The 25,730-nt window shown below is 52.9% G+C and carries 19 protein-coding genes and 1 pseudogene; 12 read left to right on the top strand and 8 right to left on the bottom strand.

Going from position 1 to position 25,730, the window contains the following annotated elements; all coding sequences use genetic code 11:
• Nucleotides 1-15 precede the first annotated feature (15 nt).
• Entirely contained in the window at nucleotides 16-1,653 is a 1,638-nt protein-coding gene (locus EO763_RS21665) for a TIGR04028 family ABC transporter substrate-binding protein (protein WP_161530181.1), read from the bottom strand.
• A gap of 303 nt (nucleotides 1,654-1,956) precedes the next feature.
• Nucleotides 1,957-2,919, bottom strand: coding sequence for a glyoxylate/hydroxypyruvate reductase GhrB (gene ghrB, locus EO763_RS21660; protein ID WP_039490601.1), 963 nt, complete (start codon nucleotides 2,917-2,919; stop codon nucleotides 1,957-1,959).
• 395 nt (nucleotides 2,920-3,314) lie between these two features.
• Here ghrB and EO763_RS21655 point away from each other — a divergent pair.
• A pseudogene (locus tag EO763_RS21655) lies at nucleotides 3,315-3,725 on the top strand (HAMP domain-containing protein); the annotation flags it as partial.
• Between the two features lie 121 nt (nucleotides 3,726-3,846).
• A complete protein-coding gene (locus EO763_RS21650) occupies nucleotides 3,847-4,407 on the top strand; it encodes a hypothetical protein (RefSeq protein ID WP_161530180.1) in 561 nt (186 codons plus the stop codon).
• Between the two features lie 246 nt (nucleotides 4,408-4,653).
• Here EO763_RS21650 and EO763_RS21645 read toward each other — a convergent pair whose 3' ends face one another.
• Entirely contained in the window at nucleotides 4,654-5,217 is a 564-nt protein-coding gene (locus EO763_RS21645; RefSeq protein WP_161530179.1) for a DNA-3-methyladenine glycosylase I, read from the bottom strand.
• A gap of 366 nt (nucleotides 5,218-5,583) precedes the next feature.
• Between EO763_RS21645 and EO763_RS21640 the strand changes: the two genes are divergently transcribed.
• The 8 genes from EO763_RS21640 (at nucleotide 5,584) to EO763_RS21605 (ending at nucleotide 15,270) form a co-directional block, all read left to right on the top strand.
• Entirely contained in the window at nucleotides 5,584-6,390 is an 807-nt protein-coding gene (locus tag EO763_RS21640) for a sulfite exporter TauE/SafE family protein (protein WP_161530178.1), read from the top strand.
• A gap of 127 nt (nucleotides 6,391-6,517) precedes the next feature.
• Nucleotides 6,518-7,432 carry a glycine--tRNA ligase subunit alpha gene (glyQ, locus tag EO763_RS21635; protein WP_010286428.1) on the top strand — a complete coding sequence of 305 codons (915 nt, stop codon included), beginning with the start codon at nucleotides 6,518-6,520 and terminating at the stop codon, nucleotides 7,430-7,432.
• Nucleotides 7,433-7,441: 9 nt separating this feature from the next.
• Nucleotides 7,442-9,511 (top strand): glycine--tRNA ligase subunit beta, encoded by a 2,070-nt coding sequence (gene glyS, locus EO763_RS21630; protein ID WP_161530177.1) that lies wholly within the window; start codon nucleotides 7,442-7,444, stop codon nucleotides 9,509-9,511.
• Nucleotides 9,512-9,805: 294 nt separating this feature from the next.
• Nucleotides 9,806-10,510, top strand: a complete 705-nt coding sequence (locus tag EO763_RS21625) for a DUF3053 domain-containing protein (RefSeq protein ID WP_161530176.1) — start codon at nucleotides 9,806-9,808, stop codon at nucleotides 10,508-10,510.
• Nucleotides 10,511-10,946: 436 nt separating this feature from the next.
• Nucleotides 10,947-12,854, top strand: coding sequence for a PTS mannitol transporter subunit IICBA (locus tag EO763_RS21620; protein WP_161530175.1), 1,908 nt, complete (start codon nucleotides 10,947-10,949; stop codon nucleotides 12,852-12,854).
• Nucleotides 12,855-12,915: 61 nt separating this feature from the next.
• A complete protein-coding gene (locus tag EO763_RS21615; protein WP_161530174.1) occupies nucleotides 12,916-14,064 on the top strand; it encodes a mannitol-1-phosphate 5-dehydrogenase in 1,149 nt (382 codons plus the stop codon).
• A gap of 153 nt (nucleotides 14,065-14,217) precedes the next feature.
• Complete coding sequence (locus EO763_RS21610; protein ID WP_161530173.1) at nucleotides 14,218-14,748, top strand: MltR family transcriptional regulator; 531 nt, start codon at nucleotides 14,218-14,220, stop codon at nucleotides 14,746-14,748.
• Between the two features lie 159 nt (nucleotides 14,749-14,907).
• Nucleotides 14,908-15,270 carry a YibL family ribosome-associated protein gene (locus tag EO763_RS21605; RefSeq protein ID WP_039533054.1) on the top strand — a complete coding sequence of 121 codons (363 nt, stop codon included), beginning with the start codon at nucleotides 14,908-14,910 and terminating at the stop codon, nucleotides 15,268-15,270.
• Nucleotides 15,271-15,369: 99 nt separating this feature from the next.
• On the opposite strand, the gene EO763_RS21600 is transcribed toward EO763_RS21605, so the two are convergent.
• The 3 genes from EO763_RS21600 to fdhD all read right to left on the bottom strand — a co-directional run bounded on the left by EO763_RS21600 (nucleotide 15,370) and on the right by fdhD (nucleotide 19,521).
• Nucleotides 15,370-17,262: a methyl-accepting chemotaxis protein gene (locus EO763_RS21600; protein WP_161530172.1), complete on the bottom strand. Its 1,893-nt coding sequence runs from the start codon at nucleotides 17,260-17,262 to the stop codon at nucleotides 15,370-15,372.
• Nucleotides 17,263-17,825: 563 nt separating this feature from the next.
• Nucleotides 17,826-18,452: a superoxide dismutase [Mn] gene (gene sodA, locus EO763_RS21595; RefSeq protein WP_161530171.1), complete on the bottom strand. Its 627-nt coding sequence runs from the start codon at nucleotides 18,450-18,452 to the stop codon at nucleotides 17,826-17,828.
• Nucleotides 18,453-18,687: 235 nt separating this feature from the next.
• Nucleotides 18,688-19,521: a formate dehydrogenase accessory sulfurtransferase FdhD gene (gene fdhD, locus EO763_RS21590; protein ID WP_161530170.1), complete on the bottom strand. Its 834-nt coding sequence runs from the start codon at nucleotides 19,519-19,521 to the stop codon at nucleotides 18,688-18,690.
• A gap of 359 nt (nucleotides 19,522-19,880) precedes the next feature.
• On the opposite strand from fdhD, the gene exaC reads away from it, so the two are divergent.
• Nucleotides 19,881-21,416 (top strand): acetaldehyde dehydrogenase ExaC, encoded by a 1,536-nt coding sequence (exaC, locus tag EO763_RS21585; RefSeq protein ID WP_161530169.1) that lies wholly within the window; start codon nucleotides 19,881-19,883, stop codon nucleotides 21,414-21,416.
• Between the two features lie 212 nt (nucleotides 21,417-21,628).
• A complete protein-coding gene (locus EO763_RS21580; RefSeq protein ID WP_161530168.1) occupies nucleotides 21,629-22,621 on the top strand; it encodes an acyltransferase in 993 nt (330 codons plus the stop codon).
• A 30-nt stretch (nucleotides 22,622-22,651) separates the two neighbouring features.
• Here the strand turns inward: EO763_RS21580 and xylB are convergent, their stop codons facing one another.
• A complete protein-coding gene (xylB, locus tag EO763_RS21575; RefSeq protein WP_161530167.1) occupies nucleotides 22,652-24,109 on the bottom strand; it encodes a xylulokinase in 1,458 nt (485 codons plus the stop codon).
• A gap of 62 nt (nucleotides 24,110-24,171) precedes the next feature.
• Entirely contained in the window at nucleotides 24,172-25,491 is a 1,320-nt protein-coding gene (gene xylA / locus EO763_RS21570) for a xylose isomerase (protein WP_161530166.1), read from the bottom strand.
• Nucleotides 25,492-25,730 lie beyond the last annotated feature (239 nt).

Raw genomic sequence — 25,730 nt, 5'->3', positions numbered from 1 at the left:
CCTCTTTCTTCTGTGTTACTTATCCAGCCAGGTGTTGTAAAAGCTGGGGCGACCAACGGCTTCAAATGCGATGCCTTTTGTGGTGGGCGCGCCCGCAAACACCTGCGGCTCTTCAAAAATAGGAATGACGTAGGCCTGATCGATCAGGTAGCTCTGCACCTCTCCGACCAGCGCCAGCCGCTTGCTGCGGTCGGTTTCAGCGGCGATGCCATCCAGCAGCGTATTAAGATGTGTATCGACAAAGGTGTTCACCTTGTCGCTGGAACCGCCTTTTTGCAGCAGGACGTTGCGTACCGTCGGGTAATACTGGCTTTTCAGTACATCCGGGTCGGCACGGCCTACCATCGCTGGAGCAACGCCCGTTTTCAGCGGGTCGAGGCTATCGACGGTCTTGCTGCCTGCGTCACCCGCCAGCACGTTCAGCTTCACGCCGACTTTTGCCCACTGCTGAGAAACCAGCTGTAAGGTTTCTTTGTTCTGCGGCTGCGGCAGGGATTCATAGGCGGTTAGCTCCAGCGTTTTGCCGTCTTTCTGCCGCAACCCCTGTGAACCGGTTTTCCAGCCTGCTTCATCTAACAGTTTGTTAGCCTGTGCGGGATCGAACGTGAGCTTGCTGGAGAGATCGACATAGCCTGCGGCGGTTTTAGCCAGCGGTGACGTGGCCTGTGGGTAGTTGTCCGAGAACAGCGTAGCGATGATCTCTTTGGTGTTGGTGGCGTGCAGCAGCGCTTTACGCACGCGAATATCGGCGACCAGTGGGTTGTCTGGGCGGAAAACGACACTGTTATTGACGCCGCGTGTCGGTGGGGCATAAAGATTGAAGCCCTGACTCTGCACCCGTTTCTCATCATAGGCTTGGATCTGACGAATGAAGTCCGCCTGACCCGATACCAGCGCGCCAATACGCACGCTGTCTTCCGGGGTCACCAGATAGGTAATGCCGTCCAGATAGGCACGCCCCTGATGCTTCGATTTAACCGGCGCCCAGTTGTAATCCTTACGGGCGGTTAGTTTCAGTTCGCGTCCCAGTTTCTCGCTGCTCACCACGAACGGGCCGGAGCCAATAATGTTTTTGGCATTGCCTAACTGATTGAAATTGCGCTCCAGCGTACTGAGGGACACCAGACCGGAACCGATGGTCGCAGTACCTTGCAGAAAGCCCGGAGACGGCTTCTTAAAGTAAAACTTCACGGTGAGCGGATCGATGACTTCACTGCGCAGGTAGTTATTGATGACCTCGGAAATCGGCTGGTTGAGCGCCGTATTTCCTAATCCATAGGTATCAAAATTTTTCGCTACCGCGTTGGCATCCAGCGGGGTGCCGTCAGAGAAACTGACACCGGGACGAATCTTGAACGTGTATTCGGTGTTATCCGCGTTAATGGTCCAGGATTCCGCAATCCACGGTTCGACCTCCAGCGTTTCTGGGTTCTGGTACGTCAGTTTATCGGTAATCTGGTTGAGGATGCCGCCGTTCGGATAAAACCCGCCCGCTGGCGTATAGAGATTGGTATGCGCCTGCTGCTCCAGATAAATCAGCGTGCCGCCGATTTTCGGCGCGTCGTTCGCTGCCTGTGCGCCCAGCGCACCACCCAGAAGGAGCAATGAGGCAAAAATAGTGAATTTCTGATGAGGATGCAAAAAAGTCGCCACGATGGTTTTCCCTACATGTGATGGTTTTTATTAAATTTGTTTTTTATCAGGTGAATAGGCGTATCGATTACGTCCTGAAACGGGGAGTACAGCAGAAGACGTTAATCGCTCGTTACAGCCGATACTTCCATAGGCGGTAGGAAACAGCAAAGAACAATACCGGTATTGGTTATCCAGTTTTTAGTTAGGAAAAAGCGGTTTTTTTGCGAGAAATCGCAGCGTTTTGTGTGTGATAACGGGGTTACTGAGTGGAGAAAAGCAGCGCTGCGAAAGCGTCTTCGCAGCGCTGAGGTCGATCTAGGGCTATTTCAAAACCTGCGGATTCACGCAGTTTTCTTTTACCTGACCGCTCAGGGCGGCAATCAGGTTGTCAACGGCGCAGGCAGCCATGCCGTAACGGGTTTCGTGCGTGGCAGAACCGATGTGCGGCAGCGCCACCACGTTAGGTAAATCCAGCAGCGGAGAATCGACGGGCAGCGGTTCTTTGACAAAAACATCCAGACCCGCGCCCTTAATGGTTCCTTTCACCAAGGCTTCAGTCAGTGCTTCTTCATCCACAACGGCACCACGACCAATATTAATCAAAATGGCGCTGGGTTTCATTTTTGCCAGCTGTTCGCGGCCAATGAGATGGTGCGTTTCTGCTGTTAGCGGCAGCGTGATACAGAGGAAATCAGACTCGGCCAATAGCGTATCGAGATCGCAGTGACGGGCATTAAAACGCTGCTCCGCTTCGGCGTGATGGCGGCGTGCGTTGTACAGAACCGGCATGCTGAAACCAAAGTGGGCGCGTTGCGCGACGGCCAGACCAATGCGTCCCATCCCCAGAATACCGATAGTTTTATGGTGAACGTCAGTGCCAAACCAGTCGCTGCCGACCCCCTCTTTCCATTCGCCTGTTTTGACCCGCTCGGCCACTTCCACGACCCGGCGTGCGCTGGCGAGCATCAGTGCCAGAACCGCATCCGCCACGGTTTCTGTCAGCACGGTTGGGGTGTGCATGAGAATCACCCCTTTTTCATTCAGCGCATCGACGTTAAAGGTGTCGTAACCAACAGAAATGGTGGACGCCGCGCGTAAACACGGTGCGTGTTGCAGGAAGTCTTTATCGACCTTGCCGCCGGAACCAATGATGCCTTCGGCCGTTGCCAGTGCGGGATGATCGAGTGAGGGAAAGGCGTCAAGTTCAGTGACGGTGAAGTGTTGGTCTAAACGAGCGCGTAGATCGTCAGAAACTTTTTTATACAGGATAACGCTAGGTTTCATCACAAACTCCAGCAGATTAAGGACGTTAACGTAGAAATAGCTCATCGAATAATCGCGTAGCTGGTGAGAGACTGCAAGCGATACCGCCCCACACCTGCCCAAGGTTAACCGCGATTAATGGGGGATTTGCACGATGGGTATGATGAACGATCGCATACAGACGCGTCACTGCCGTATACAGGGTGCTCCACGATAGTCATGAAATCTCTTTGTGGTTAATTGATTAATATATTTCTTTTGTGATTATTATCATTCGTTTTCAGGTAAAGCATTACCGTGAAAAACCGATAAGCCTATCTACGGGATGTTTTAGGCAGATATGATTTATTAATGGGGACGGAAATGCATTTTTTACCAGGATTATGAGTAACCTCAAGGTTTCTCATAAGCTGTAGCAAACGCTGATTCTAGGAGCGATTGCCAGCGTATTCGGCTTACTGATCGCATGGTCTGTTACTCGACAAATTACTCGACCTATTATCACCAACCTGAAGCTGGCAGAACGGATTGCTGGTGGCGATCTTTCAGCGAATGTCACGGTTGAACGGCATGATGAGCTGGGACAATTAACGACGGCCATGATGGTGATGACGGAGAAATTACGTCATTTAATGACTGATATTCGTCAAAGCGTGTACAGCGTTGAGAGCGCTTCTTCTGACATCGCATCGGGCAATAATGATTTGTCATCGCGTACTGAGCAGCAATCAGCGGCGATTGTAGAAACGGCAGCCAGCATGGAAGAACTAACGGCTACCGTGAAGAACAACGCCGATAATGCCCGACATGCCAGCCAGATTGCCGGATAAGCCTCAACCAATGCCAATCGCGGCGGGGATATTATTAACCGCGTGATTAACGTTCACGCTCGATAACTGCATTGATTTGGCTAGCAGTTACGACCCGTCGTTATCTGAAGCCCCGTTCGTGATTGGTCATCCGAGCCTGACCGCTCCCGCTTACGGTTGGGCTAAACGTTTTGAAGTCCGCGATGGGCTGGTTTACACCGAGCCAAAACAAGTTAATCCGGTGTTCGCCGAGGCGTTCAATGCGGGCAGCTACAAAAAGCGCTCACTGTCTATTTATCTGCCCGACACACCCGGCAATCCGAAACCCGGTCATTACTATGCCCGCCATGTTGGTTTTCTCGGCGCGGTGCCGCCTGCGATTAAGGGATTGCCCGACGTACAATTCTCCGAAGCCAGCGGCGATAACGCACCATTGGAATTTGCGCTGCCGTTTGAAACGGAGCTGCTTGCTGATCTGCTGCGTGGCGTTCGTGACTATCTCGTCGAAAAAGAAGGCACCGAGCGTGCTGATCAAATCTTGCCGCAGTGGCGCATCAAATCGTTAGAAGAGATGGGCACCAAAGCGGACAACTCTGTTATTCCCCAACTGGCGTATGCCGCGTATGCCGAGGAGCACACCGTGGATGAAAAAGAAAAAGCGTTGGCCAAGCGAGAAGAAGACCTGGCCAAACGTGAATAGGCTTGCTCCACAAACAGCGCGCCAATGGACCATTCCTCCAGCACGCTGATAAAGCCGATGAGGCTTCCTTGCTCTTCATAAACCTCGGTTTGCGACTCGGGAATATAGATCTCACGTACCGCGCTGGCACTTTATCGCCCGTCATCTTCATGAATAAACCTTCACGAATAAACGGGTGCGCCAGAATGGTGCTCTTTAGCCAAAGCTGCATCAGCGGCGCAAGATCGGGGTCGCGGTAAGGGCGAATCATGAGGGGCTTTCCTGATGACAAAAGCAGTCTGTTACATGGTCGTTGACCAATCCACCCGCCTGCATGAAGGCATAACAGATGGTTGAACCGATAAATTTGAAGCCGCGTTTCTTAAGGGCTTTTGACATGGCATCCGAAATGTCCGTTTTGGCGGGAACCTCGGCGAGTGAAGCGGGGTGATTGAGACGCGGTTGGTGTTCGACAAAAGACCAAATGAAGTGCGAGAAGCTCTCACCCTGACTTTCCATCGCCACCCACACTTTTGCATTGGTGATAATCGCCTCGATTTTCCCGCGATGGCGGATAATGCCGCTGTCCTGCACCAACCGATCCACGTCATCCTGCGTCATCTGTGCCACTTGCTCAGGATCAAACTGGTGGAAGCAACGACGATAGCCTTCGCGTTTTTTCAGAACGGTGATCCAGGAAAGACCGGCCTGCTGGCCCTCCAGACACAGTAACTCAAACAGCTTCTGGCTGTCGGTGCAGGGCTTCCCCCACTCGTTATCGTGGTAATCCTGATATAAGGTGTCTTGTGTCACCCAGCCGCAGCGTTGCATACCTTTCTCCTGATTATGGTGAGCTGTTCATTGTAAGGCAGTCTGTTACAAGTAGGCTTCGATCATGGCATTTACGGTGCTGTATAGGCAACCAGTGTTTTGCGGGCGTGCTCGCAGATATGAAAAGTCGTTTACGGATGGGGCGGAAAGTCGTCGCGGAATCGTGAATAATGCTTTGCCAACAGCTCAGGGCTGTTTAATCGATCATAAGAAAAGCAATACCCTAAATAATTCGAGTTGCGTGAAGGCGGCAACCGCGCGAGTCCCCAGGAGCTTACTCAGGTAAGTGACTGGGGTGAGTAAGGGCAGCCAACGCACAAGCAGCTTGAAGTATGACGGGTATAGACAGAGACAGGGGTACAGGGAATGGCAGTAGAGTGGATAGCAGCCTATCTGGCATTAGGCGCGGTAGTAGGTTTTATGGCGGGGTTATTGGGCATTGGCGGCGGCGGCATTATGGTGCCAGTGCTAACGGCGCTGTTTGCTGCACAGGGCGTAGATAATACACATTTGGTACATCTGGCGTTGGGAACGTCAATGGCGGCCATCGTTGTCACGGCAATTTCCAGCCTGCGTACGCATCATCAGCATCAGGCGGTGCTTTGGCCTGTGGTGGTGCGGATTACGCCTGCCATTTTGATCGGGACATTCGCTGCTACCTGGCTGGCGACGCTGTTGCCAACGCGGACGCTGGCGATCTTTTTTTCCTGCTTTATGGCCTACGTTTCGCTGCAAATGGTACTGAATATCAAACCAAAACCGCAGCGCCAGTTGCCCGGTACGGCAGGCGTTTCGCTGGCGGGATTGGTGATTGGCAGTATTTCGGCGCTGGTGGCTATCGGCGGTGGGTCGCTCACGGTGCCGTTCCTGACGTGGTGCAACGTCCGTATTCAGCAGGCGATTGGCACCTCCGCAGCAGTAGGGCTACCGATCGCCCTTTCCGGCGCGCTGGGCTACATGATTAACGGCTGGTCGACGACGGGATTACCTGACTACAGCGTCGGCTATGTGTCTCTGCCTGCCGTTCTCCTGATTTCTGCCGTCAGCTTCTTCACCGCGCCCGTTGGTGCTCGTCTGGCGCACCGTCTGCCCGTGGCGACGCTGAAGAAGGCCTTTGCCGCGTTGCTGTTGCTGCTGAGCCTGAAGATGTTGCAGACCGTTTTTTCAGGCTGATCCTGAAATTTGAAAGATGATGACGGGGGATTTGCACTTGTTGCCGCATTCTGGCTGTATATCTTGCGGTCAGAGGGTATACTGGCGCATTCCTTATAAATCCACTTGTATCGCGCGCGAATCCAACATGCAAAAGTTTGATACCAAGACCTTCCAGGGCCTGATCCTGACGTTACAGGATTATTGGGCTCGCCAGGGCTGCACCATTGTTCAACCATTGGACATGGAAGTCGGCGCAGGCACTTCACATCCAATGACCTGCCTGCGGGCACTGGGGCCAGAACCGATGGCCGCTGCCTATGTGCAGCCTTCTCGTCGTCCGACCGATGGGCGCTACGGTGAAAACCCGAACCGCTTACAGCACTATTACCAGTTTCAGGTCGTCATTAAGCCATCACCGGACAATATTCAGGAGCTGTATCTCGGTTCTCTGAAAGAACTGGGCATGGATCCGACCATTCACGATATCCGCTTCGTGGAAGACAACTGGGAAAACCCAACGCTGGGTGCCTGGGGTCTGGGCTGGGAAGTCTGGTTGAACGGTATGGAAGTCACGCAGTTTACCTACTTCCAGCAGGTTGGCGGTTTGGAATGTAAACCCGTGACTGGCGAGATCACCTACGGTCTGGAACGTCTGGCGATGTACATTCAGGGCGTCGATAGCGTTTACGATCTGGTCTGGAGCGATGGTCCTTTAGGGAAAACCACCTACGGCGACGTGTTCCATCAAAACGAAGTCGAGCAATCGACCTACAACTTTGAACACGCTGATGTCGATTTCCTGTTCAGCTGCTTCGAACAATATGAGAAAGAAGCGCAGCATCTGCTGGCGCTGGAAAAACCGCTGCCTTTACCGGCTTACGAACGCATTCTGAAAGCGGCGCACAGCTTTAACCTGCTGGATGCGCGTAAAGCGATCTCGGTTACCGAACGCCAACGCTACATTCTGCGTATTCGTACCCTGACCAAAGCGGTTGCGGAAGCCTATTATGCCTCGCGTGAGGCGCTGGGTTTCCCGATGTGTAATAAGAAAGAGAGCTAAGAGGCAGCGATGACTGACAAGACTTTTCTGGTGGAAATTGGCACGGAAGAGCTGCCGCCGAAGGCTCTCCGTAATCTGGCAGAATCCTTTGCCGCGAATTTCACGGCGGAGCTGGATGCCGCCAATCTGGCACACGGTGATGTAAGCTGGTTTGCCGCGCCGCGCCGTTTGGCGCTGAAAGTGGCACGCTTAAGCGCGTCTCAGCCCGATCGTGAAGTAGAAAAACGTGGTCCGGCGATTTCACAAGCGTTTGATGCAGAAGGTAAACCGACCAAAGCAGCAGAAGGCTGGGCGCGTGGCTGTGGCATCACCGTGGAGCAAGCTGAACGTTTGACGACTGACAAAGGCGAGTGGCTGCTGTATCGCGCCCACGCGAAAGGCGAGCAGGCGCAGGCGCTGCTGGCTGGCATGGTAAGCACCGCATTATCGAAGTTGCCGATTCCAAAATTGATGCGCTGGAGCGACAAAGAAACGCAGTTTGTGCGTCCGGTGCACACTGTAACCATGCTGCTGGGTGAAGAACTGATCCCCGGCCAGGTATTGGGTATCGACTCAGCCCGTACTATTCGCGGCCACCGCTTTATGGGTGAAGCTGAATTTACGATCGATAATGCCGAACAGTATCTGCAGATTCTGCTGGAGCGTGGTAAAGTCGTTGCCGACTACGATGCGCGTAAAGCGAAAATCAAAGCCGATGCAGAAGAAGCTGCACGTAAGATTGGCGGTAATGCCGATCTGAGCGACAGCCTGCTGGAAGAAGTCACCTCGCTGGTGGAATGGCCAGTGGTGCTGACCGCGAAATTTGAAGAAAAATTCCTCGCTGTGCCGTCCGAAGCGCTGGTTTACACCATGAAAGGTGACCAGAAGTATTTCCCAGTTTACGACAACAGCGGCAATCTACTGCCTAACTTCATCTTTGTTGCCAATATCGAGTCCAAAGATCCACAGCAGATTATTTCCGGTAACGAAAAAGTGGTGCGCCCGCGTCTTGCTGATGCTGAGTTCTTCTTCAATACCGACCGTAAGAAGCGTTTGGAAGATCACCTGCCGCGTCTGGAAACCGTCTTGTTCCAGCAGCAGTTAGGTTCATTGCGCGACAAAACTGACCGTATTCAGGCGTTGGCTGGCTGGGTTGCTGGCCAGATTGGTGCCGATGTGGATCACGCAAAGCGTGCGGGTCTGCTGTCGAAGTGTGACCTGATGACCAACATGGTGTTTGAATTCACCGACACGCAGGGCGTGATGGGGATGCACTATGCGCGTCATGATGGCGAAGCGGAAGATGTTGCCGTTGCGTTGAATGAGCAATATCAGCCGCGCTTTGCGGGTGACGAACTGCCATCTTCTGCGGTGGCCTGTGCGCTGGCAATTGCCGACAAGATGGATTCGCTGGCAGGGATTTTTGGCATCGGCCAACACCCGAAAGGCGACAAAGACCCATTTGCGCTACGTCGTGCCGCCCTCGGTGTGCTGCGCATCATCGTCGAAAAACGTCTGCCGCTTGATTTGCAGACGCTGACCGAAGAAGCAGTGCGTTTGTATGGCGATAAGCTCTCTAACGCCAAAGTTGTGGATGACGTGATTGAGTTCATGCTCGGCCGCTTCCGCGCTTGGTATCAGGAAGAAGGCCACAGCGTGGATACCATTCAGGCGGTATTGGCGCGTCGTCCTACCCGTCCGGCTGATTTCGATGCCCGCGTCAAAGCCGTCAGCCACTTCCGTTCCCTGGATGCGGCGGCGGCGCTGGCAGCGGCTAATAAGCGTGTTTCCAACATTCTGGCGAAGTCTACCGATACGCTGAACGAGAGCGTCAATGCTGCCGTATTGAAAGACGCGGCGGAAATTACGCTGGCCACGCACCTTGTCGTGCTGCGTGACAAACTGACGCCGCTGTTCGCTGAAGGCCGCTATCAGGAAGCGCTGGTTGAACTGGCCTCACTGCGTGAACCTGTCGATGCATTCTTCGATCAGGTGATGGTCATGGCGGAAGATGAGCAGGTGCGTGTGAACCGCCTGACGCTGCTGAGCCAACTGCGCGAACTGTTCTTGCAGGTTGCGGATATTTCCGTCCTGCAATAACGACAATAGCGTTACGTAATCCCAACCCCCGAGTCGGTTCACCCGTTCGGGGGTTATTTTTTCCCGCATCGCAAAACGTCCCGCCTTACCTCTGTGGTCGCCCGTACATCTCGATGCTTAAGCAATCGGTATTCGTTGTCAGATCTGACCTTTCCTGCACAGCCAGCCTGATTCGACTATGCTTATGTCGTAGAAAATCTTGTCATGGAAAATCCGTCGTCAGCGTGTTTTGGTTTGAAAAAAGCACGATTGGCGGGGCAGTAAGCATAACGGGAGTAGGGAATGAGAAGGCTAATGACGTACCGTTCACGCTGGCTGCTGCCAGTTCTGGTTATTCTGGCGGCATTGCAGCTGGCTGCCTGTGGTGACAGCGAAGCCGATCAGCGGAAGGCATTCGTTGCGTTCCTGCAAAGCGTACAGTCGCAGCAGGATGGGAAGCTGCCGACATTGACGGAAGAGCAGAAAAAGAATTTTGGCAATTTTGCCAACGATTACGCGATTTTAACCACTTTTTCTCAGCAGTTTAATCAGGCGGTGTCCGGCAGTTTAACGCCGATGTTGGGGCAAATTTCCCGTATTCGCGTCCCTAAAGACTATCTGGCACAGCGTGATGACCTTCGGCAATCCATTGGGGCAATGAACCTGTTGAGCCAGCACGTGCAGGCGGCGAAAGCGCAGGCAGACAATGCCCATCGGCTGCTAAAACAGCCCGAAGAAGTGCAAATACCCTATGAGCGGTTGTATGCACGCACGGTAATACAGCCCACCAACGCGCTGTTACCCGCCATTCCGAATGCGATTGCCTTCGCACAGAGCCTGATCCAGATCGGCGATTTCCTTCAGGCTCAGGGCGATCAGGCTGTGTTTAATGGCTCGTCTGTGCAATTCCGTACGCCGCAACAGGTGGCGCAATATAACAGCCTGGTGGCAGCGCTACCTCTACAGCAGCAGAATTTAATGAATGCGCTCAGAGGAATAACTGGTGTGAATTATCCCTAACCGCGTCGTGCCCCGACGCTTTAGCGATGCGATAGGGCAGAGAGGTATTCTGGATAAGATGTGTGTGGCTGGTGAGAGGGTAAAAATTAATTGTGATTAACATCACATAAATAAAACAAATACAGGCCTGTAAAACGTGACCAATGTCACATATTAGGCGCGGTGTTTGTCTAAAAATCTGTTTAGTTTTTCATTTTTAACGGTTTTTTGTGAAGTAAATCACCTATTTGTATCGTTGATGTAGGGTGGTTGTGTGATTTTTGTCACGTTACCGCCATGGAGTTGCGGTATGAAAACAGCGTGTTAGAGTCCGCGCTGCATACAGTAATAATGACGGAAGTCGTCTTGTGGTAATCGGTGTTTTTATTGCCACGCCGTCTCACGATAATTACCACGCGCTCTTATTGTCAGCGCGTTTCAATAGGGGTGTGTTTTTATGCTTTCACCAGATATTAAGATCAAGGTGCAAAACTTTGGTCGCTTCCTCAGTAATATGGTGATGCCCAACATTGGCGCATTTATCGCCTGGGGTATTATTACCGCGCTGTTTATCCCTACTGGCTGGTTCCCCAATGAAACATTGGCGAAGCTCGTCGGTCCGATGATTACCTATTTGCTGCCATTGTTGATTGGTTATACCGGCGGACGTCTGGTATTCGGTGAGCGTGGTGGTGTCGTGGGTGCTATTACGACGATGGGTGTGATCGTCGGGACCGATATCCCGATGTTCCTCGGCGCCATGATTGTGGGCCCGTTGGGCGGCTGGACGATCAAACGTTTTGACCGCATGGTCGACGGTAAAATCAAAAGCGGCTTTGAAATGCTGGTCAACAACTTCTCTGCCGGTATCATCGGTATGTTGTTGGCCATCCTGTCGTTTTTGGCAATTGGTCCGCTGGTTGAAGTCTTCTCTCAGGTGCTGGCTTCCGGCGTTAACCTGATGGTACAGAACAACCTGCTGCCGTTTACGTCTATCTTCGTTGAACCGGCGAAAATTCTGTTCCTGAACAACGCCATTAACCACGGTATCTTCTCACCGCTGGGCATTCAACAAGCGACGGAAACCGGCAAATCTATTTTCTTCCTGATCGAAGCGAACCCAGGTCCGGGTATGGGCGTGCTGATGGCGTACATGTTCTTCGGTCGTGGTAACGCGAAAGAGTCAGCGCCAGGTGCGGCGATTATCCACTTCCTGGGCGGGATTCACGAAATCTACTTCCCTTATGTGCTGATGAATCCGCGTCTGATTATTGCGGTGATTCTGGGCGGGATGACTGGCGTGTTTACGCTGAGCGTACTGGGCGGCGGCTTGGTTTCTCCTGCGTCTCCAGGCTCCATTCTGGCGGTGTTGGCGATGACGCCAAAAGGCGCTTACTTCGCTAACCTTGCGGCCATTGCAGCGGCTTTTGCGGTGTCCTTCATCGTGTCGGCGATTCTGCTGAAAAGCACCAAGCAAAAAGAAGAAGATCTAAGCGATGCAACGCGCCGCGTGCAGGAAATGAAAGCATCTTCTAAAGGCACGGCGACTAACGTCGGTGTCAGCGGTGATATGAGTACCGTGCGTAAAATCATCGTAGCGTGTGACGCTGGTATGGGTTCCAGCGCGATGGGTGCTGGTGTGCTGCGCAAGAAAGTTCAGGATGCCGGGCTGACCAGCATTTCGGTGACTAACAGCGCGATCAATAGTCTGCCGGACGATGTCGATCTGGTGATTACGCACCGCGACCTGACCGAACGTGCAATGCGTCATGCGCCGCAGGCACAGCACATTTCGCTGACCAACTTCCTTGATAGCGGTCTGTATAGCGATCTGGTGGCGCGTCTTACCGCAGCACAGGGGGCCGTGAAGTCTGAAGCCGTCGCGACGCCAGCACCTGCTGTCGCCGACGCACAGACTAACCTGTTCCAACTGGGCGCAGGCAATGTGTTCCTGAATCAGCATGCGACAAACAAAGAGCAGGCAATCCGTTTCGCCGGTGAACAACTGGTGAAAGGCGGCTATGTCGAGCCTGCGTATGTTGAAGCGATGCTGGAACGTGAAAAGCTGACTTCTACCTATCTGGGCGAATCGATTGCCGTGCCGCACGGTACGATTGAAGCGAAAGACCGCGTGCTGAAAACGGGCGTTGTCTTCTGCCAATATCCTGAAGGCGTTCGCTTTGGCGATGAAGACGATGAGGTTGCGCGTCTGGTTATCGGTATTGCCGCTCGCAACAATGAACATATTCAGGTCATCACCAGTCTGACCAACGCGCTGGATGATGATGCTGTCATTGAACGTCTGGCACAGACCCAGGATGTTCAGGAAGTGCTCGACTTACTCTCCGGTAAAAAGAGTGCCTAATTGATGTGGCTAGTGCCGCCTTCGGGCGGCCTCTTTTTATGTTTTTTTAAGGTTATGTCTCATGAAAGCATTACATTTTGGCGCGGGTAATATTGGCCGTGGATTTATTGGAAAATTGTTGGCCGATGCCAACGTCGAACTGACATTCGCTGACGTCAATCAGCCGCTGTTGGATGCCCTGAACAGCCGTACAAGCTATACGGTACGGATTGTCGGTGATAACACGCAGGTTGATACCGTCAGCAACGTGAGTGCCGTTCACAGCGGCAGCCAGGATGCCGTCGCACTGATTGCCTTGGCCGATCTGGTGACGACCGCTGTGGGGCCGCAGATTCTGGAAAAAATCGCCGGAACTATCGCTCAGGGGCTGGTTAAGCGTCATAACGACGGCAATACCCGGCCGTTGAACATTATCGCCTGTGAAAATATGGTGCGTGGCACCAGCCAGTTAAAACAGCATGTGCTGAAACTGCTGCCGGAAGGCCATCAGGAATGGGTTGTCGAGCATGTGGGATTCGTGGATTCCGCTGTGGATCGCATCGTTCCCCCTTCCGAAGCCGGTAGCGACGATGTGCTGGCGGTGACGGTAGAAACCTTCAGCGAATGGATTGTCGATAAAACCCAGTTCTGCGGTGAACCGCCAGCGATTCCCGGTATGGAACTGACCGACAATCTGATGGCGTTTGTTGAGCGTAAGCTCTTCACGCTGAACACCGGCCACGCGATTACGGCCTACCTCGGCCAGCAGGCGCGTCATCAAACGATCCGCGATGCGATTCTCGACCCGAAAGTCAGAGCCGTGGTCAAAGGTGCGATGGAAGAGAGCGGCGCGGTACTCATCAAACGCTACGGTTTTGATGCGGATAAACACGCCGCCTATATCAACAAAATTCTCAGCCGTTTTGAAAACCCCCATCTGCACGATGATGTAGAGCGCGTGGGTCGTCAGCCGCTGCGCAAGCTGAGTGCAGGCGACCGTCTGATCAAGCCGCTGCTTGGCACGCTGGAATACCAGTTGCCGCATGACAACCTGATTACCGGCATTGCTGCCGCGATGCATTATCGCAGTGAACAGGATCCGCAGGCGCTGGAACTGGCTGAGTTAATCCGTACGCACGGGCCGCAGGCGGCGCTGGCACAGATTTCTGGGCTGGATGCTGACAGCGAGGTTGTCGCGCAAGCAGTGAATGTGTATAACGCCATGCAGTAATCGGCGTCTCTCGTCATCAGGCAGGTGTGGTCTTTTCGACACGGTGTAAGGTATACGGGCGACGTCGGGGATAGGATGTCGCCACACCTGCCGATAAGCAGGCTGCCGAGATAGGGTAGGCTGTGGGCGGGGTTAAAGGGTCGAGAAGTGACGATGGAAGAAACACAAGCGTTTGAAAACCGGGTTCTGGAAGCGCTGAACTCAGGGAAAACCGTGCGCGACTTTATGCTCTGCGCCGTTGAGTTGTTGGCGGAAGCGGTCAGTATCCTGATGTTGCAGGTTTTCCGTAAAGACGACTATGCAGTGAAATATGCCGTTGAACCCCTGATGACGGGAACGGGCCCGCTGGGCGACCTTTCCGTGCGCCTGAAACTGATTTATGGCCTAGGGATGATCAGCCGTAAAGAGTACGAAGATGCGGAACTGTTAATGGCGCTGGGCGAAGAACTGGCACATGATGATCGGCATTACCGTTTTACCGATGATGAAATTCTGGGGCCTATCGGCGAGCTGCACTGCGTGGCGGCGTTGCCTACAGAACCCGCCTTGCCGCCGGGGGCAGATGGCGCCGATCCGCTTCTGGTGAGTATGCAGCGGCAGCGCTATCAGCAGATGGTGCGCTCCACGCTGGTGCTATCCCTGACCACATTGATTGCGCAAATCAGTCTGAAAAAGGCGTTTTAACCCCATTCCGCTTTATTACGTCACTGCGTCATGTCAGGCGTTTATACTCGTCATCCTTCAAGCGGCATGTGTGTGGCTGGTCTTTCAACAACTCGAATTATTTAGCGTATAGTGTATGCTGTGCCCCGCATTATTCTCCCGTTATATAGGTTATCTTTTATGAAAGAGCAGGAAAAAGCAGAGATCAAACGCCTTAGCGACCAATTGGATAAGCTGACGCGTAAGCAGACCACGCTGCTGGAACAAGGTGATGCTGAAGCAATCGCCCTCAATCTGGAGGCCTGCGAGAAGCTAACGGCTGAAATCGAGCGCCTGCGTAACGTGAGAGAACAGAAACTCAGCAAAGAAGCGCAGAAACTGGCGAACCTGCCTTTCAAACGTGCGATTACTAAAAAAGAGCAGGCTGATATGGGGACGTTGAAGAAAAGCGTTCGCGGTTTGGTGGTGGTGCACCCGATGACGGCACTGGGGCGCGAGATGGATTTAAAAGAGATGACAGGTTTCGCGCCGAAACCCTTCTGAGGTTTTTTCTCTTCGCAGAACGATGCTGGTGATGGATTCGTTAATGAAGCCCCTGTTTAACAGGGGCTTTGTCGTTTTTGGTACGTTGCGGTGTTGATATTAGCGTGGGGCGTGCAGACGATGCGTTTGGTCGGCAAACGCGATACCTGCTGGGGTGTCATCATGCTGTGCGTTTGCCAGACGGAAGACGGAAACCGCCTGCTTCAGCAGTCTCGCCTGTTCTTCCAGCGAGTCGGCAGCAGCAGAGGATTGTTCCACCAGTGCGGCGTTCTGCTGCGTGGTGCTGTCCATCTCAACAATCGCCTGGCTAACCTGGCTAATTCCCCGGCTTTGCTCATCCGATGCGGTAGCAATTTCACCCATGATGTCATGCACTTGCGTAATAGAGGTGACGATATCATTCATCGTCTTACCGGCATTGCCAACCAACGTCGCCCCGCGTGATACCTGAGTAACCGATTCAGAGATCAGGCCTTCGATTTCTTTCGCGGCCTGAGAACTGCGTTGGGCAAGGCTACGAACCTCGCTGGCGACAACGGCAAAACCGCGACCTTGCTCACCGGCGCGGGCAGCTTCCACCGCGGCGTTCAATGCCAGAATGTTGGTCTGGAAGGCGATGCTGTTGATGACGGACGTGATTTCCGCGATACGCTTAGAACTGCTCTCAATCGCCGTCATGGTTTGTACCACGTTATTCACCTGCTCGCCGCCTTGCTTTGCGGTTTGAGACGCGCTGATTGCCAGTTTGTTAGCGTGGTGTGCGTTATCCGCGTTTTGCTTAACCGTCGCGGTGAGTTGTTCCATGCTGGCGGCGGTTTCCTCAACGGCTGCGGCCTGCTGCTCGGTACGTGACGACAGGTCCGTGTTGCCCGCGACGATCTCGCTGGACGCGTTAGAAATCTGGCTGACGCCGACGCGAATGTCATCGATCATGTTGTGCAGGTTGTCATTCATTTTCGACATCGCACTCATCAACTGACCTAGCTCATCTTTACGCGTCGTGTTGATGGACATGGTGAGGTCGCCTGTCGCGATTTTTTCAGCCATGCTCAACGTGTTGCCTAACGGTGTGGTGATCTGGCGTGAAATAAACCAGGAAATCAGTATGCCAAGCAGCAGCGTAATCAGCGCTGCGATGATCATTTGCAGCGTGGCACTGCGAATGTCTTCCTGTGAAGCAGCCAGCTGATCGTTGAGCAGCGATGTGATCACGGCATTCAACTGATCCGCAACCACCCGCATTTGCCCTGCTTGCGCCATTTCCTCTTCATAGGCCGGCATATAGGCCAGAACCTGCTCTTCATAGTTGTTCATTATTGTTAGAACGGGTGTCAATGTTTCACGCTGTTCGGCAGACAGGCTCTGATACAGGAAGGTCAACGACGTTTGTGCTGCGTTGATGGCATCCGTCAGCTTTTCTTCAGATTCTTTATTGGTAGACAGTAATAACCCACGAACGTGGTAGCGGACGGAAATGAGTTTTTGGTTCAGATCAGAAAGTAATAATTGAAGAGTAGTGCTGTTATTGTCCGTCTTTAATTGATCGTTGAGCTGTTCTAGCGGTTTTTCTGTTGTTGAGATATTCCAGCTTTTTCTGACGGCATCCTTTTTTCCCACTGCATTAATATAATTACTTTGTTTTTCCTGATAGCTGGTAATTAATGTTGGGATATTGACTATTTTCTTGGTGTCGCTTTCTGGCCAGTTAAATTCTTTTGCTTTTTCAACGAGCTTACTGACATTGGAAATGTGTTCAACGTTCTTTTTTATATCATCAGGGTTATAGGTGGTGCCGTATAATGCGCGGTAATATTTAGCTTGGTTAATTTCATCATTGATATTGTTGCTTAAATTCACTTTATCAATACTGTCTTTCAGCGAGCCAATATGCATAATACCCGCACCAGCAATCACCATGGTCATCAGCAGAATCAGGAAAAAGCCTAATCCTAATTTTTTACCGACTTTTAGATTATCAAAATTCATAGCCATCACATCCCACCACTATATCGTATTGAGTCGAATTCACTATCCTGATGCACACTTGCTTAGCGGTGTTAGCATCTCGGATTACCGCTTACCAAGTTTATACCCGTCATACTTCAAGCCGCATGTGCGTTGGCTGCGTTTAGTCACCCTAATCACTTACTTGAGTAAGCTCATCGGGATGAAATGAGAGACATCCTGTCTCTCACCGAAGGCCAGCCGTTGGCTGGTCAAATTCGTTCCCGACGAATTTGTCCCTCTCTTGCCGCGTTACAAGGCTTATAAATAAGCCTCGCCCTGGCGGGCCAACGCTCTGCGTTGTTCAAACGTTAACGTTTGTCCTGAAACTCGAATTATTTAGGGTATATAGCTACAAAACTACATGACAAAAACCCGCAGTAGATATCGGCACTTTACTCTGAAACTTTATGCGGCAGTGAGCGAGGATAGCCAGCGGACATACGGCTACGAGGTAGGGTAGGGATAATAAAAAACTGGAATAACAGCCTGTTATTCCAGTTTATATTCAAATGCAGAAGAGGCCTGATGGTATCAGGCACTCAGCGGTTTTATTTTTTTGCGCTAGCGAAACGCGCGGCGGCTTCGTCCCAGTTCAACACGTTCCAGAATGCTTTAGCATAAGCTGGACGAAGGTTCTGATATTTCAGGTAGTAAGCGTGTTCCCACACATCCAGACCGACGATTGGGTAGCCAGACGCACCAGAAGCGGCTTCACCCATCAGCGGGCTGTCTTGGTTTGCAGTAGACACTACGGCCAGTTTGCCGTCGTCTTTCAGAACCAGCCACGCCCAGCCAGAACCAAAGCGGGTTGCTGCTGCTTGCTCAAATTTCTCTTTAAACGCATCAACGCTGCCGAAATCACGCTCGATGGCGGCTTTCAGATCGCCAGTCAGCGTCGTGCCTACTTTCAGGCCTTTCCAGAACAGGCTGTGGTTAACGTGGCCGCCAGCGTTGTTACGCAGTGCAGTTCTTTTCTCCGCAGGAACTTTATCCAGTTGAGCGATCAGCTCTTCAGCAGACAATGTAGCCAGTTCAGGCAGAGATTCCAGCGCGGCGTTAGCATTATTGACGTAAGCCTGATGGTGTTTGGAATGGTGAATTTCCATCGTTTCTTTGTCGAAATGCGGTTCCAGTGCGTCATAAGCATAAGGCAGCGATGGCAGTGAATAACTCATGTTTAGCATCTCCATTGTAAAAAAAATGTTACGGCACTGTGTTGTTAGTACCGCGTAAGCAATACCTTCATTATAGTTAATTAAATGATATTGAAAATGATTATTCTCGAGCGGGTAGCATGAATCAGATTGCTTTACTTCATGATAACAAACGCTTATATCGTTATTACACTATGTAAAAACAAATTAATCTATACCCGTCACCGGCAAAACGCTGCGACTTTGGTGGTGTCTCTTACACGCTCAGACGCTGCGGATGCGTGTAGATAGTCGCATGTCCCTGCCGACAAAAACCGACCAGCGTCAGGTTACAACGCTGTGCGACCTCTACGGCTAGTGAGGTGGCCGCTGAGACAGCAAACAGAATTTCCACGCCGCACATGGCGGATTTTTGGACCATCTCATAGCTGGCCCGGCTAGAAACTAGGGCAGCGCCTTGCTGCCACCCCTGTTTCGCTCGGGTGCCTAGCAGTTTATCGAGCGCGACATGGCGGCCGACGTCTTCACTCCCCCCGGACAGCGTGCCGTCTGGCGCGACCCAGCTTGCGGCGTGAGTGCAGCCCGTCACTTGACCGATCTTCTGCACATCGCGCAGCCGTACCAGTGCGTTTTCAAGTTTGCTAAGGGAAAATGTCTGTGTGAAGGGTAGCGGTGCGATCGGTTTGCCGATTTCTGCGAGCTGTTCTACGCCACATACGCCGCAGCCTGTACGGCCATCCATCGCCCGGCGGCGTTCTTTTAGCCCAGCGAAGCGTCGGCTCGAAAGCTCAATCTGCACTTCGATGCCGTTACAGGCGGCCTGTACATCAATGCCGTAGATATCTGCTGGTGATTGAATAATGCCTTCAGATAAAGAAAATCCGAGTGCGAACTGCTCCAGTTCCTTCGGTGAGGCCATCATGACGACATGCGATATGCCGTTATAAACCAACGCAACGGGCACCTCTTCCGCTAGCCAATCAGACTGTGGCTGATGCAGAGAATCGGGATGATAGACTGAATATTGCGTTGCGCCTTCAAGGGCGGCCTCTGCTGGTAAATGAACCCCTTCCACCTGAAATACCTGCATGTTAGTAACCTTGGAAATTAAAAGTATTATACCCGTCATACTTCAAGTTGCATGTGCGTTGGCTGCGTTTAAATACTCGGCCCATCGTGGGCCTCGCCCTGGCGGGCCAACGCTCTGCGTTGTTCACACATTAACGTTTGTCCTGAAACTCGAATTATTTAGGGTATACCTCACCGCGCCTCAAGGGATGCGACTTTTTCTTGCAAGAAACTGTGCGCCAACTCGAAGAGTTGCCTTCTTCTCTGGCTGAATCCTGTCGCTAACCCCATACCCCGTATAGGCTTAATATAATGGCTTACTGTTTTCCTCTTTTTTCACTGCGGCCTGGCCGCTCACTCGGAAATAAAAAGGAGACTGAAATGGCGCACGATAATCTCGAAGGCCGATCCGCATCTGGCGAATATGGCTCTCTCAATCTGAAGAAACGCTATGACAATTTTATCGGCGGAGCCTGGGTTCCACCTGATACTGGTCAGTATTTTGTCAATTTGACGCCAGTAACGGGCCAACCACTGTGTGAAGTCGCCAGTTCGTCAACGCGAGATATTGACCACGCGCTAGATGCCGCTCACAAGGCAAAAGCGGAATGGGGGGGTCTGTCGGTGCAGGAGCGCGCGTTGGTACTTAACCGAATCGCTGACCGGATGGAGCAGAATCTTGAGCTGCTGGCGCAAGTGGAGACCTGGGATAACGGTAAACCGATACGCGAAACCAGCGGGGCGGATGTGCCGCTGGCGATTGACCACTTTCGCTATTTCGCGGCCTGTATCCGCGCACAAGAGGGGGCGATCAGCGAAATTGACGGCGATACCGTGGCCTATCATTTTCATGAGCCTCTCGGCGTTGTCGGGCAAATCATTCCCTGGAACTTCCCGCTGCTGATGGCCTGTTGGAAGATGGCTCCGGCGCTGGCCGCTGGTAACTGTATCTTGCTGAAACCTGCCAAACTGACGCCGATGTCGGTGTTGATTTTGATGGAACTGATTCAGGATCTGCTGCCGCCAGGCGTCATCAATGTTGTTAATGGGTCAGGCAGCGAAATTGGTGAATATCTGGCAACGTCGAAACGCGTTGCGAAAGTGGCATTCACCGGCTCGACTGAGGTGGGTCAGCAGATCATGAGCTATGCGGCGCAGAACGTGACGCCGGTGACGCTGGAACTGGGTGGCAAATCACCGAACATCTTCTTTGCCGATGTGATGGATAAGGAAGACAGCTTCTTTGACAAAGTGCTCGAAGGTTTCACTCTGTTTGCCTTCAATCAGGGAGAGGTCTGCACCTGTCCGAGTCGCGCGCTGGTGCAGGAGTCTATCTACGAGCGCTTTATGGAGCGGGCAATCAAGCGCGTTGAGGCGATCCGCATTGGTAACCCGCTAGATAGCAAAACCATGATGGGCGCGCAGGTGTCCGCAGGCCAGCTTGACACCATCCTTAACTACATTGATATCGGTAAGAAAGAGGGAGCCCGAGTGCTCACGGGCGGCCAGCGCAAGGCGATGCCGGGCGGGCTGGCGGAAGGTTACTATCTGGAGCCGACGGTATTGTTTGGTAAAAACAGTATGCGCGTCTTCCAGGAGGAGATTTTCGGTCCGGTGCTGGCGGTGACGACCTTCAAAACGATGGATGACGCGCTGGAGATCGCCAACGATACGGAATACGGCTTGGGAGCTGGCGTGTGGAGCCGTAACGGTAATATCGTCTACCGCATGGGGCGCGGTATTCAGGCCGGGCGCGTCTGGACCAACTGTTATCACGCCTATCCGGCGCATGCGGCGTTTGGGGGCTACAAGCAGTCCGGCATCGGGCGTGAAAACCATAAAATGATGCTGGAACACTATCAGCAAACCAAGTGTCTATTGGTGAGTTATTCTGATAAGCCGATGGGGCTGTTCTAGCACCATGCTTCCTGTAGACTCTGCGCGCTTGCCACCGAGGTGAGCGCGTAAATTGATGCGGGTTTCCCGTATGAATCCGTCCTTATCACTCAGATTTGCCCGATTGTTGAGCGCGGGTTGTGGATAGTGGCTGGTTGTTAATAATCGATTGTGCTGGCGTTTAACAACGGCTACGCTGTTCTGAATAGCGCTTTGCTTTCAAGAGGTTGTGCATGACGGATAAGATCGGCTGGATTGATAACCTGCGGGCGTTGGCCTGCATGATGGTCGTTCTGATTCATAGCACAACGTACTATATTACCGCGGGCGGCACGCCGGGCGATGGACACTGGGATGTGGCGAATATCCTGAACTCTGCCTCACGCGTCTGCGTTCCGCTGTTTTTCATGATCTCGGGTTACCTATTCTTTGGTGAACGTAGCGCGGGGAAGAAGCATTTTCTGCGTATCGGTTTATGTCTGCTTTTCTATAGTGCAGTCGCGCTGATTTATATTGCGACGCTCACGCCGATTAATGGTCTGAATTCACTGCACCATCTGCTGCAAAAACCGATCTTTTATCACTTATGGTTTTTCTACGCCATTATCGTGATTTACCTGCTCTCTCCACTTATTACCATCAAGCCAGTATCGGGCAAATATGTAGCCGTCTTGATTATCTTGCTGGCCGTTGTCGCCAACCCCAATACGGGGCGGGTGGAGTTTGAAGGCTTTAAATTACTGCCCGTGAATCTCTATATTTACGGCGATACGTTTTACTACGTGCTGTATGCCGCGCTGGGGCGTGCGTTAGGCATGTTGGACGTGCCAAAGAAAGTCGTGCTGGCGGCTATCCCCTTCTTCATTACGTGTGTCGCGTTGATTGCGATGGGAACGAAGCACCACACATTACTGAATGATACGTTCACCCAGACATTTTACATCTACTGCGGCCCGCTGGTGTTTCTGGCTGCGGTCAGCCTTCTGGTGGTGTTTAAGCATTACGGTAGCCAGCGGATTTTACCGGGCTTTGCCACCATTTCGCGCCATTCGCTGGCGATTTATGGCTTCCACGCGTTGATCATTCACTATCTGCGTACGCATGATGTGATGCTACCCGCTCATCCGGTTCTCGATATCTTCTCTGTCTTCGCCGTCACGCTGGTGGCCAGCCTGCTGCTTTCGATGGCGCTACAGAAAGTCGATGTGCGTCGCTGGGTAAGTTGATAGTCCGTCCGGCGTGCAGGATGGGTTACGCTACATCAGCGGACTAAGCTGCTGGTAGAGAGCCTTAAATGTACGCCTCCGCTCGGCATAGTCGGCGTGACGCTGGGGATCCGGTTGATGAACCTGTTCCAGCGGTAGCGGCGGCAGGAGCTCTGCCAGTGGCGTATGCGGATGTATGGCAATTTGCGCCAAACGGGCGGCACCGAGCGCAGGGCCAACATCTCCTCCCGTGCGGTACGCCAGCGTTTGACCGCTGATATCTGCCAGCATTTGCCGCCAGCAGGCGCTACGTGCACCACCGCCAATTAGCGTAATACTATCGGGCTTGAGCCCGGTCATATGCAGCGCGTCTATGCCGTCGGCAAGCGCAAATCCCACACCTTCCAGTACCGCTTTTGCCAGTTCTGCACGGCCGTGTTGGTGGGTGAGCCCCCAGAATGCGCCTTTGGCATCGGGATTATTGTGCGGCGTGCGTTCGCCGGAAAGATAAGGCAAGAACCACACTGGCGTTATCGTGTCGTCGGCTGGTGTTGAAGCGATTTCCTGCAACAGTGCCGGCACGCTCTCCGCGTGCGTCAGGCGGGCGACCCAGTCGAGGCAGGACGCGGCGCTTAACATCACGGACATCAGGTGCCAGGTATTCGGCAGCGCGTGGCAGAAGCTGTGGACGGCATGTTGCGGATTGCTGAGAAAACCGTCACTGACGGCGAAGTAAACGCCGGATGTGCCGAGAGACAGCATTGCCTGACCCGTTTGATACAGCCCGACGCCAATCGCGCCTGCTGCGTTATCTCCACCGCCAGCAATGACGGGGACGGGATCCATGCCCCAACGGCTGGCGATGTCAGGTCGCAGATAACCGGTAATCTGGCTGCCTTCATACAGCGTGGGCATGTGCTTGCGGCTCAGCGCACAGGCTTCCAGCAGAGTGTCACTCCAGTCTCGTTTGGCGACGTCCAGCCAAAGCGTTCCCGCCGCATCGGACATGTCGCTGGCAAATTCCCCTGTCAGACGCCAGCGGAGATAGTCTTTCGGCAACAGGACCTTGTCGATTTGGCGGAAGATATCGCTTTCGTTTTGCTGCACCCATTTCAGCTTGGGCGCGGTAAAGCCCGGCATCATCAGGTTGCCGGTAATCTGGCGCGATGTAGGCACCTGTTGCTCCAGCGTTCGGCATTGGGCTGCGCTGCGTCCGTCATTCCAGAGAATCGCAGGGCGCAGTATGTTCTGGCGGGTGTCCAACAACGTGGCACCGTGCATTTGCCCGGTCAGCCCTAGCGCTTTCACGGCGCGAAGATTGTGCGCGGCGGCCAACGCCTGTAGCGCCTGCTCGGTTGCTTGCCACCAGTCTTCAGGCGCCTGTTCCGACCAGAGCGGGTGCGGACGAGAAATGTTCAGCGCAGCGCTATGGCTGGCAACCACCTCACCTGTTTCATCCAGCAGGATGGCTTTCACACCGGACGTACCCAGATCAATACCGATATACATAGTGGCTCCTGATAAGCCTCTGCGACAGGGGTTAGTCTGTCGCAGTAGGTGAGCGTACCGTTTTAGCCAAATAGGTGGCGGTTAACCAGATTTTCCAGCAATTCCTGCTGACCACTCTGGTGCTGTGGCGCCAGTTGATGGCTTTCCGCATAGCGGGCAAGCGATTCCAGCGAGGCGTTACCTTGCAGGATTTGCTGACCCAGTTCCCCGTTCCAGCCCGCATAACGTTTAGCGACCAACTGATTGAGCTTATCATCCTCAATCATTCTGGCGGCAGCCTTGAGCGCCAGTGCCATCGTATCCATCGCGCCGATATGTGCATGGAAAAGGTCATAGCGATCGGTGCTCTGGCGGCGAACTTTGGCATCAAAGTTCAGGCCACCCGTTGTGAAGCCACCCGCTTTGAGAATTTCGTACATGATTAGCGCGTTCTCTTCCACGCTGTTAGGGAACTGATCGGTGTCCCAGCCGAGCTGCGGATCGCCGCGGTTTGCATCGACAGATCCGAAAATGCCCAGCGCGACAGCGGTGGCGATTTCATGATGGAAGGAATGGCCTGCCAGCGTAGCGTGGTTGGCTTCCACGTTGACTTTAATCTCTTTTTCCAGCCCAAACTGCTTCAGAAAGCCATAAACGGTGGCGACATCGTAATCGTACTGGTGTTTAGTCGGTTCCTGCGGCTTCGGTTCGATGAGCAGCGTGCCCTGAAAACCGATTTTGTGTTTATGCTCGACGACCATTTGCATGAAGCGGCCGATCTGTTCACGCTCCTGACGCAGGTCGGTATTGAGCAGGGTTTCATACCCCTCACGCCCGCCCCACAGCACATAGTTTTCGCCACCCAGTTTTTGGGTCGCGTTCATGGCTGTGAAAACCTGTGTGGCCGCCCAAGCAAAGACGTCTGGGTCAGGACTGGTGGCCGCGCCTGCGCCGTAGCGGGGATGAGTGAAGCAGTTCGCGGTGCCCCACAGTAGCTTCACGCCGCTATCTTGCTGCTTTTCCGCCAGCACATCGGTAATGACCGCAAAGTTATGCAGATACGCTTTCAGTGAATTCCCTTCTGGCGCGACATCGACATCATGAAAGCAGTAGTAAGGCACGCTGAGCTTTTGAAAGAATTCGAATGCAATATCCGCTTTGCGCTTTGCCAACTCCAGCGCGTCGCCTGACTGCTGCCACGGGCGGGCAAAGGAGCCGACGCCAAACATATCCGCGCCGTTCCAGCAGAACGTGTGCCAATACGCGATGGCAAAACGCAAATGGTCCGCCATACGTTTACCGAGTATTTCCTGATCGGGATTGTAGTGACGAAAGGCAAAGGGGTTGTTGCTTTGGCTACCTTCATAACGGACTTTTTCGATCTGTTCAAAATAGGCTTGCATCGTTAACTCCTTAGAAACCACCCAGACGGAAGAGACGGGAATGTGATTAATTTTCGGAGTGGATGAGTGTTTCCTCAATTACGTTATTTCACACTGAAATTCAGAGAATTATTAAATGTGCGCTGTGTCGCAAAAATAACGGCGTTTTACTCTGAATACGCTTCGCAATAGGTAACAAAATGAAAATGTGACTCGACAATAAAATATGACCCGTATCAAAAAATGGAAATTAAACCAAA

This window comes from Pectobacterium odoriferum (genome assembly GCF_009931295.1).
Lineage (GTDB): Bacteria > Pseudomonadota > Gammaproteobacteria > Enterobacterales > Enterobacteriaceae > Pectobacterium > Pectobacterium odoriferum.
This window is presented reverse-complemented; position numbering and strand designations above follow the sequence as displayed.

What these genes read in the sequence shown, in the direction of transcription:
- EO763_RS21580 (WP_161530168.1), top strand. Translation starts at nt 21,629, where the DNA reads ATGACGGATAAGATCGGCTGGATTGATAACCTGCGGGCGTTGGCCTGC.
- EO763_RS21625 (WP_161530176.1), top strand. Translation starts at nt 9,806, where the DNA reads ATGACGTACCGTTCACGCTGGCTGCTGCCAGTTCTGGTTATTCTGGCG.
- sodA (WP_161530171.1), bottom strand. Translation starts at nt 18,452, where the DNA reads ATGAGTTATTCACTGCCATCGCTGCCTTATGCTTATGACGCACTGGAA.
- EO763_RS21640 (WP_161530178.1), top strand. Translation starts at nt 5,584, where the DNA reads ATGGCAGTAGAGTGGATAGCAGCCTATCTGGCATTAGGCGCGGTAGTA.
- EO763_RS21615 (WP_161530174.1), top strand. Translation starts at nt 12,916, where the DNA reads ATGAAAGCATTACATTTTGGCGCGGGTAATATTGGCCGTGGATTTATT.
- fdhD (WP_161530170.1), bottom strand. Translation starts at nt 19,521, where the DNA reads ATGCAGGTATTTCAGGTGGAAGGGGTTCATTTACCAGCAGAGGCCGCC.
- xylA (WP_161530166.1), bottom strand. Translation starts at nt 25,491, where the DNA reads ATGCAAGCCTATTTTGAACAGATCGAAAAAGTCCGTTATGAAGGTAGC.
- EO763_RS21600 (WP_161530172.1), bottom strand. Translation starts at nt 17,262, where the DNA reads ATGGCTATGAATTTTGATAATCTAAAAGTCGGTAAAAAATTAGGATTA.
- EO763_RS21610 (WP_161530173.1), top strand. Translation starts at nt 14,218, where the DNA reads ATGGAAGAAACACAAGCGTTTGAAAACCGGGTTCTGGAAGCGCTGAAC.
- ghrB (WP_039490601.1), bottom strand. Translation starts at nt 2,919, where the DNA reads ATGAAACCTAGCGTTATCCTGTATAAAAAAGTTTCTGACGATCTACGC.
- glyQ (WP_010286428.1), top strand. Translation starts at nt 6,518, where the DNA reads ATGCAAAAGTTTGATACCAAGACCTTCCAGGGCCTGATCCTGACGTTA.
- glyS (WP_161530177.1), top strand. Translation starts at nt 7,442, where the DNA reads ATGACTGACAAGACTTTTCTGGTGGAAATTGGCACGGAAGAGCTGCCG.
- exaC (WP_161530169.1), top strand. Translation starts at nt 19,881, where the DNA reads ATGGCGCACGATAATCTCGAAGGCCGATCCGCATCTGGCGAATATGGC.
- xylB (WP_161530167.1), bottom strand. Translation starts at nt 24,109, where the DNA reads ATGTATATCGGTATTGATCTGGGTACGTCCGGTGTGAAAGCCATCCTG.
- EO763_RS21605 (WP_039533054.1), top strand. Translation starts at nt 14,908, where the DNA reads ATGAAAGAGCAGGAAAAAGCAGAGATCAAACGCCTTAGCGACCAATTG.
- EO763_RS21620 (WP_161530175.1), top strand. Translation starts at nt 10,947, where the DNA reads ATGCTTTCACCAGATATTAAGATCAAGGTGCAAAACTTTGGTCGCTTC.
- EO763_RS21645 (WP_161530179.1), bottom strand. Translation starts at nt 5,217, where the DNA reads ATGCAACGCTGCGGCTGGGTGACACAAGACACCTTATATCAGGATTAC.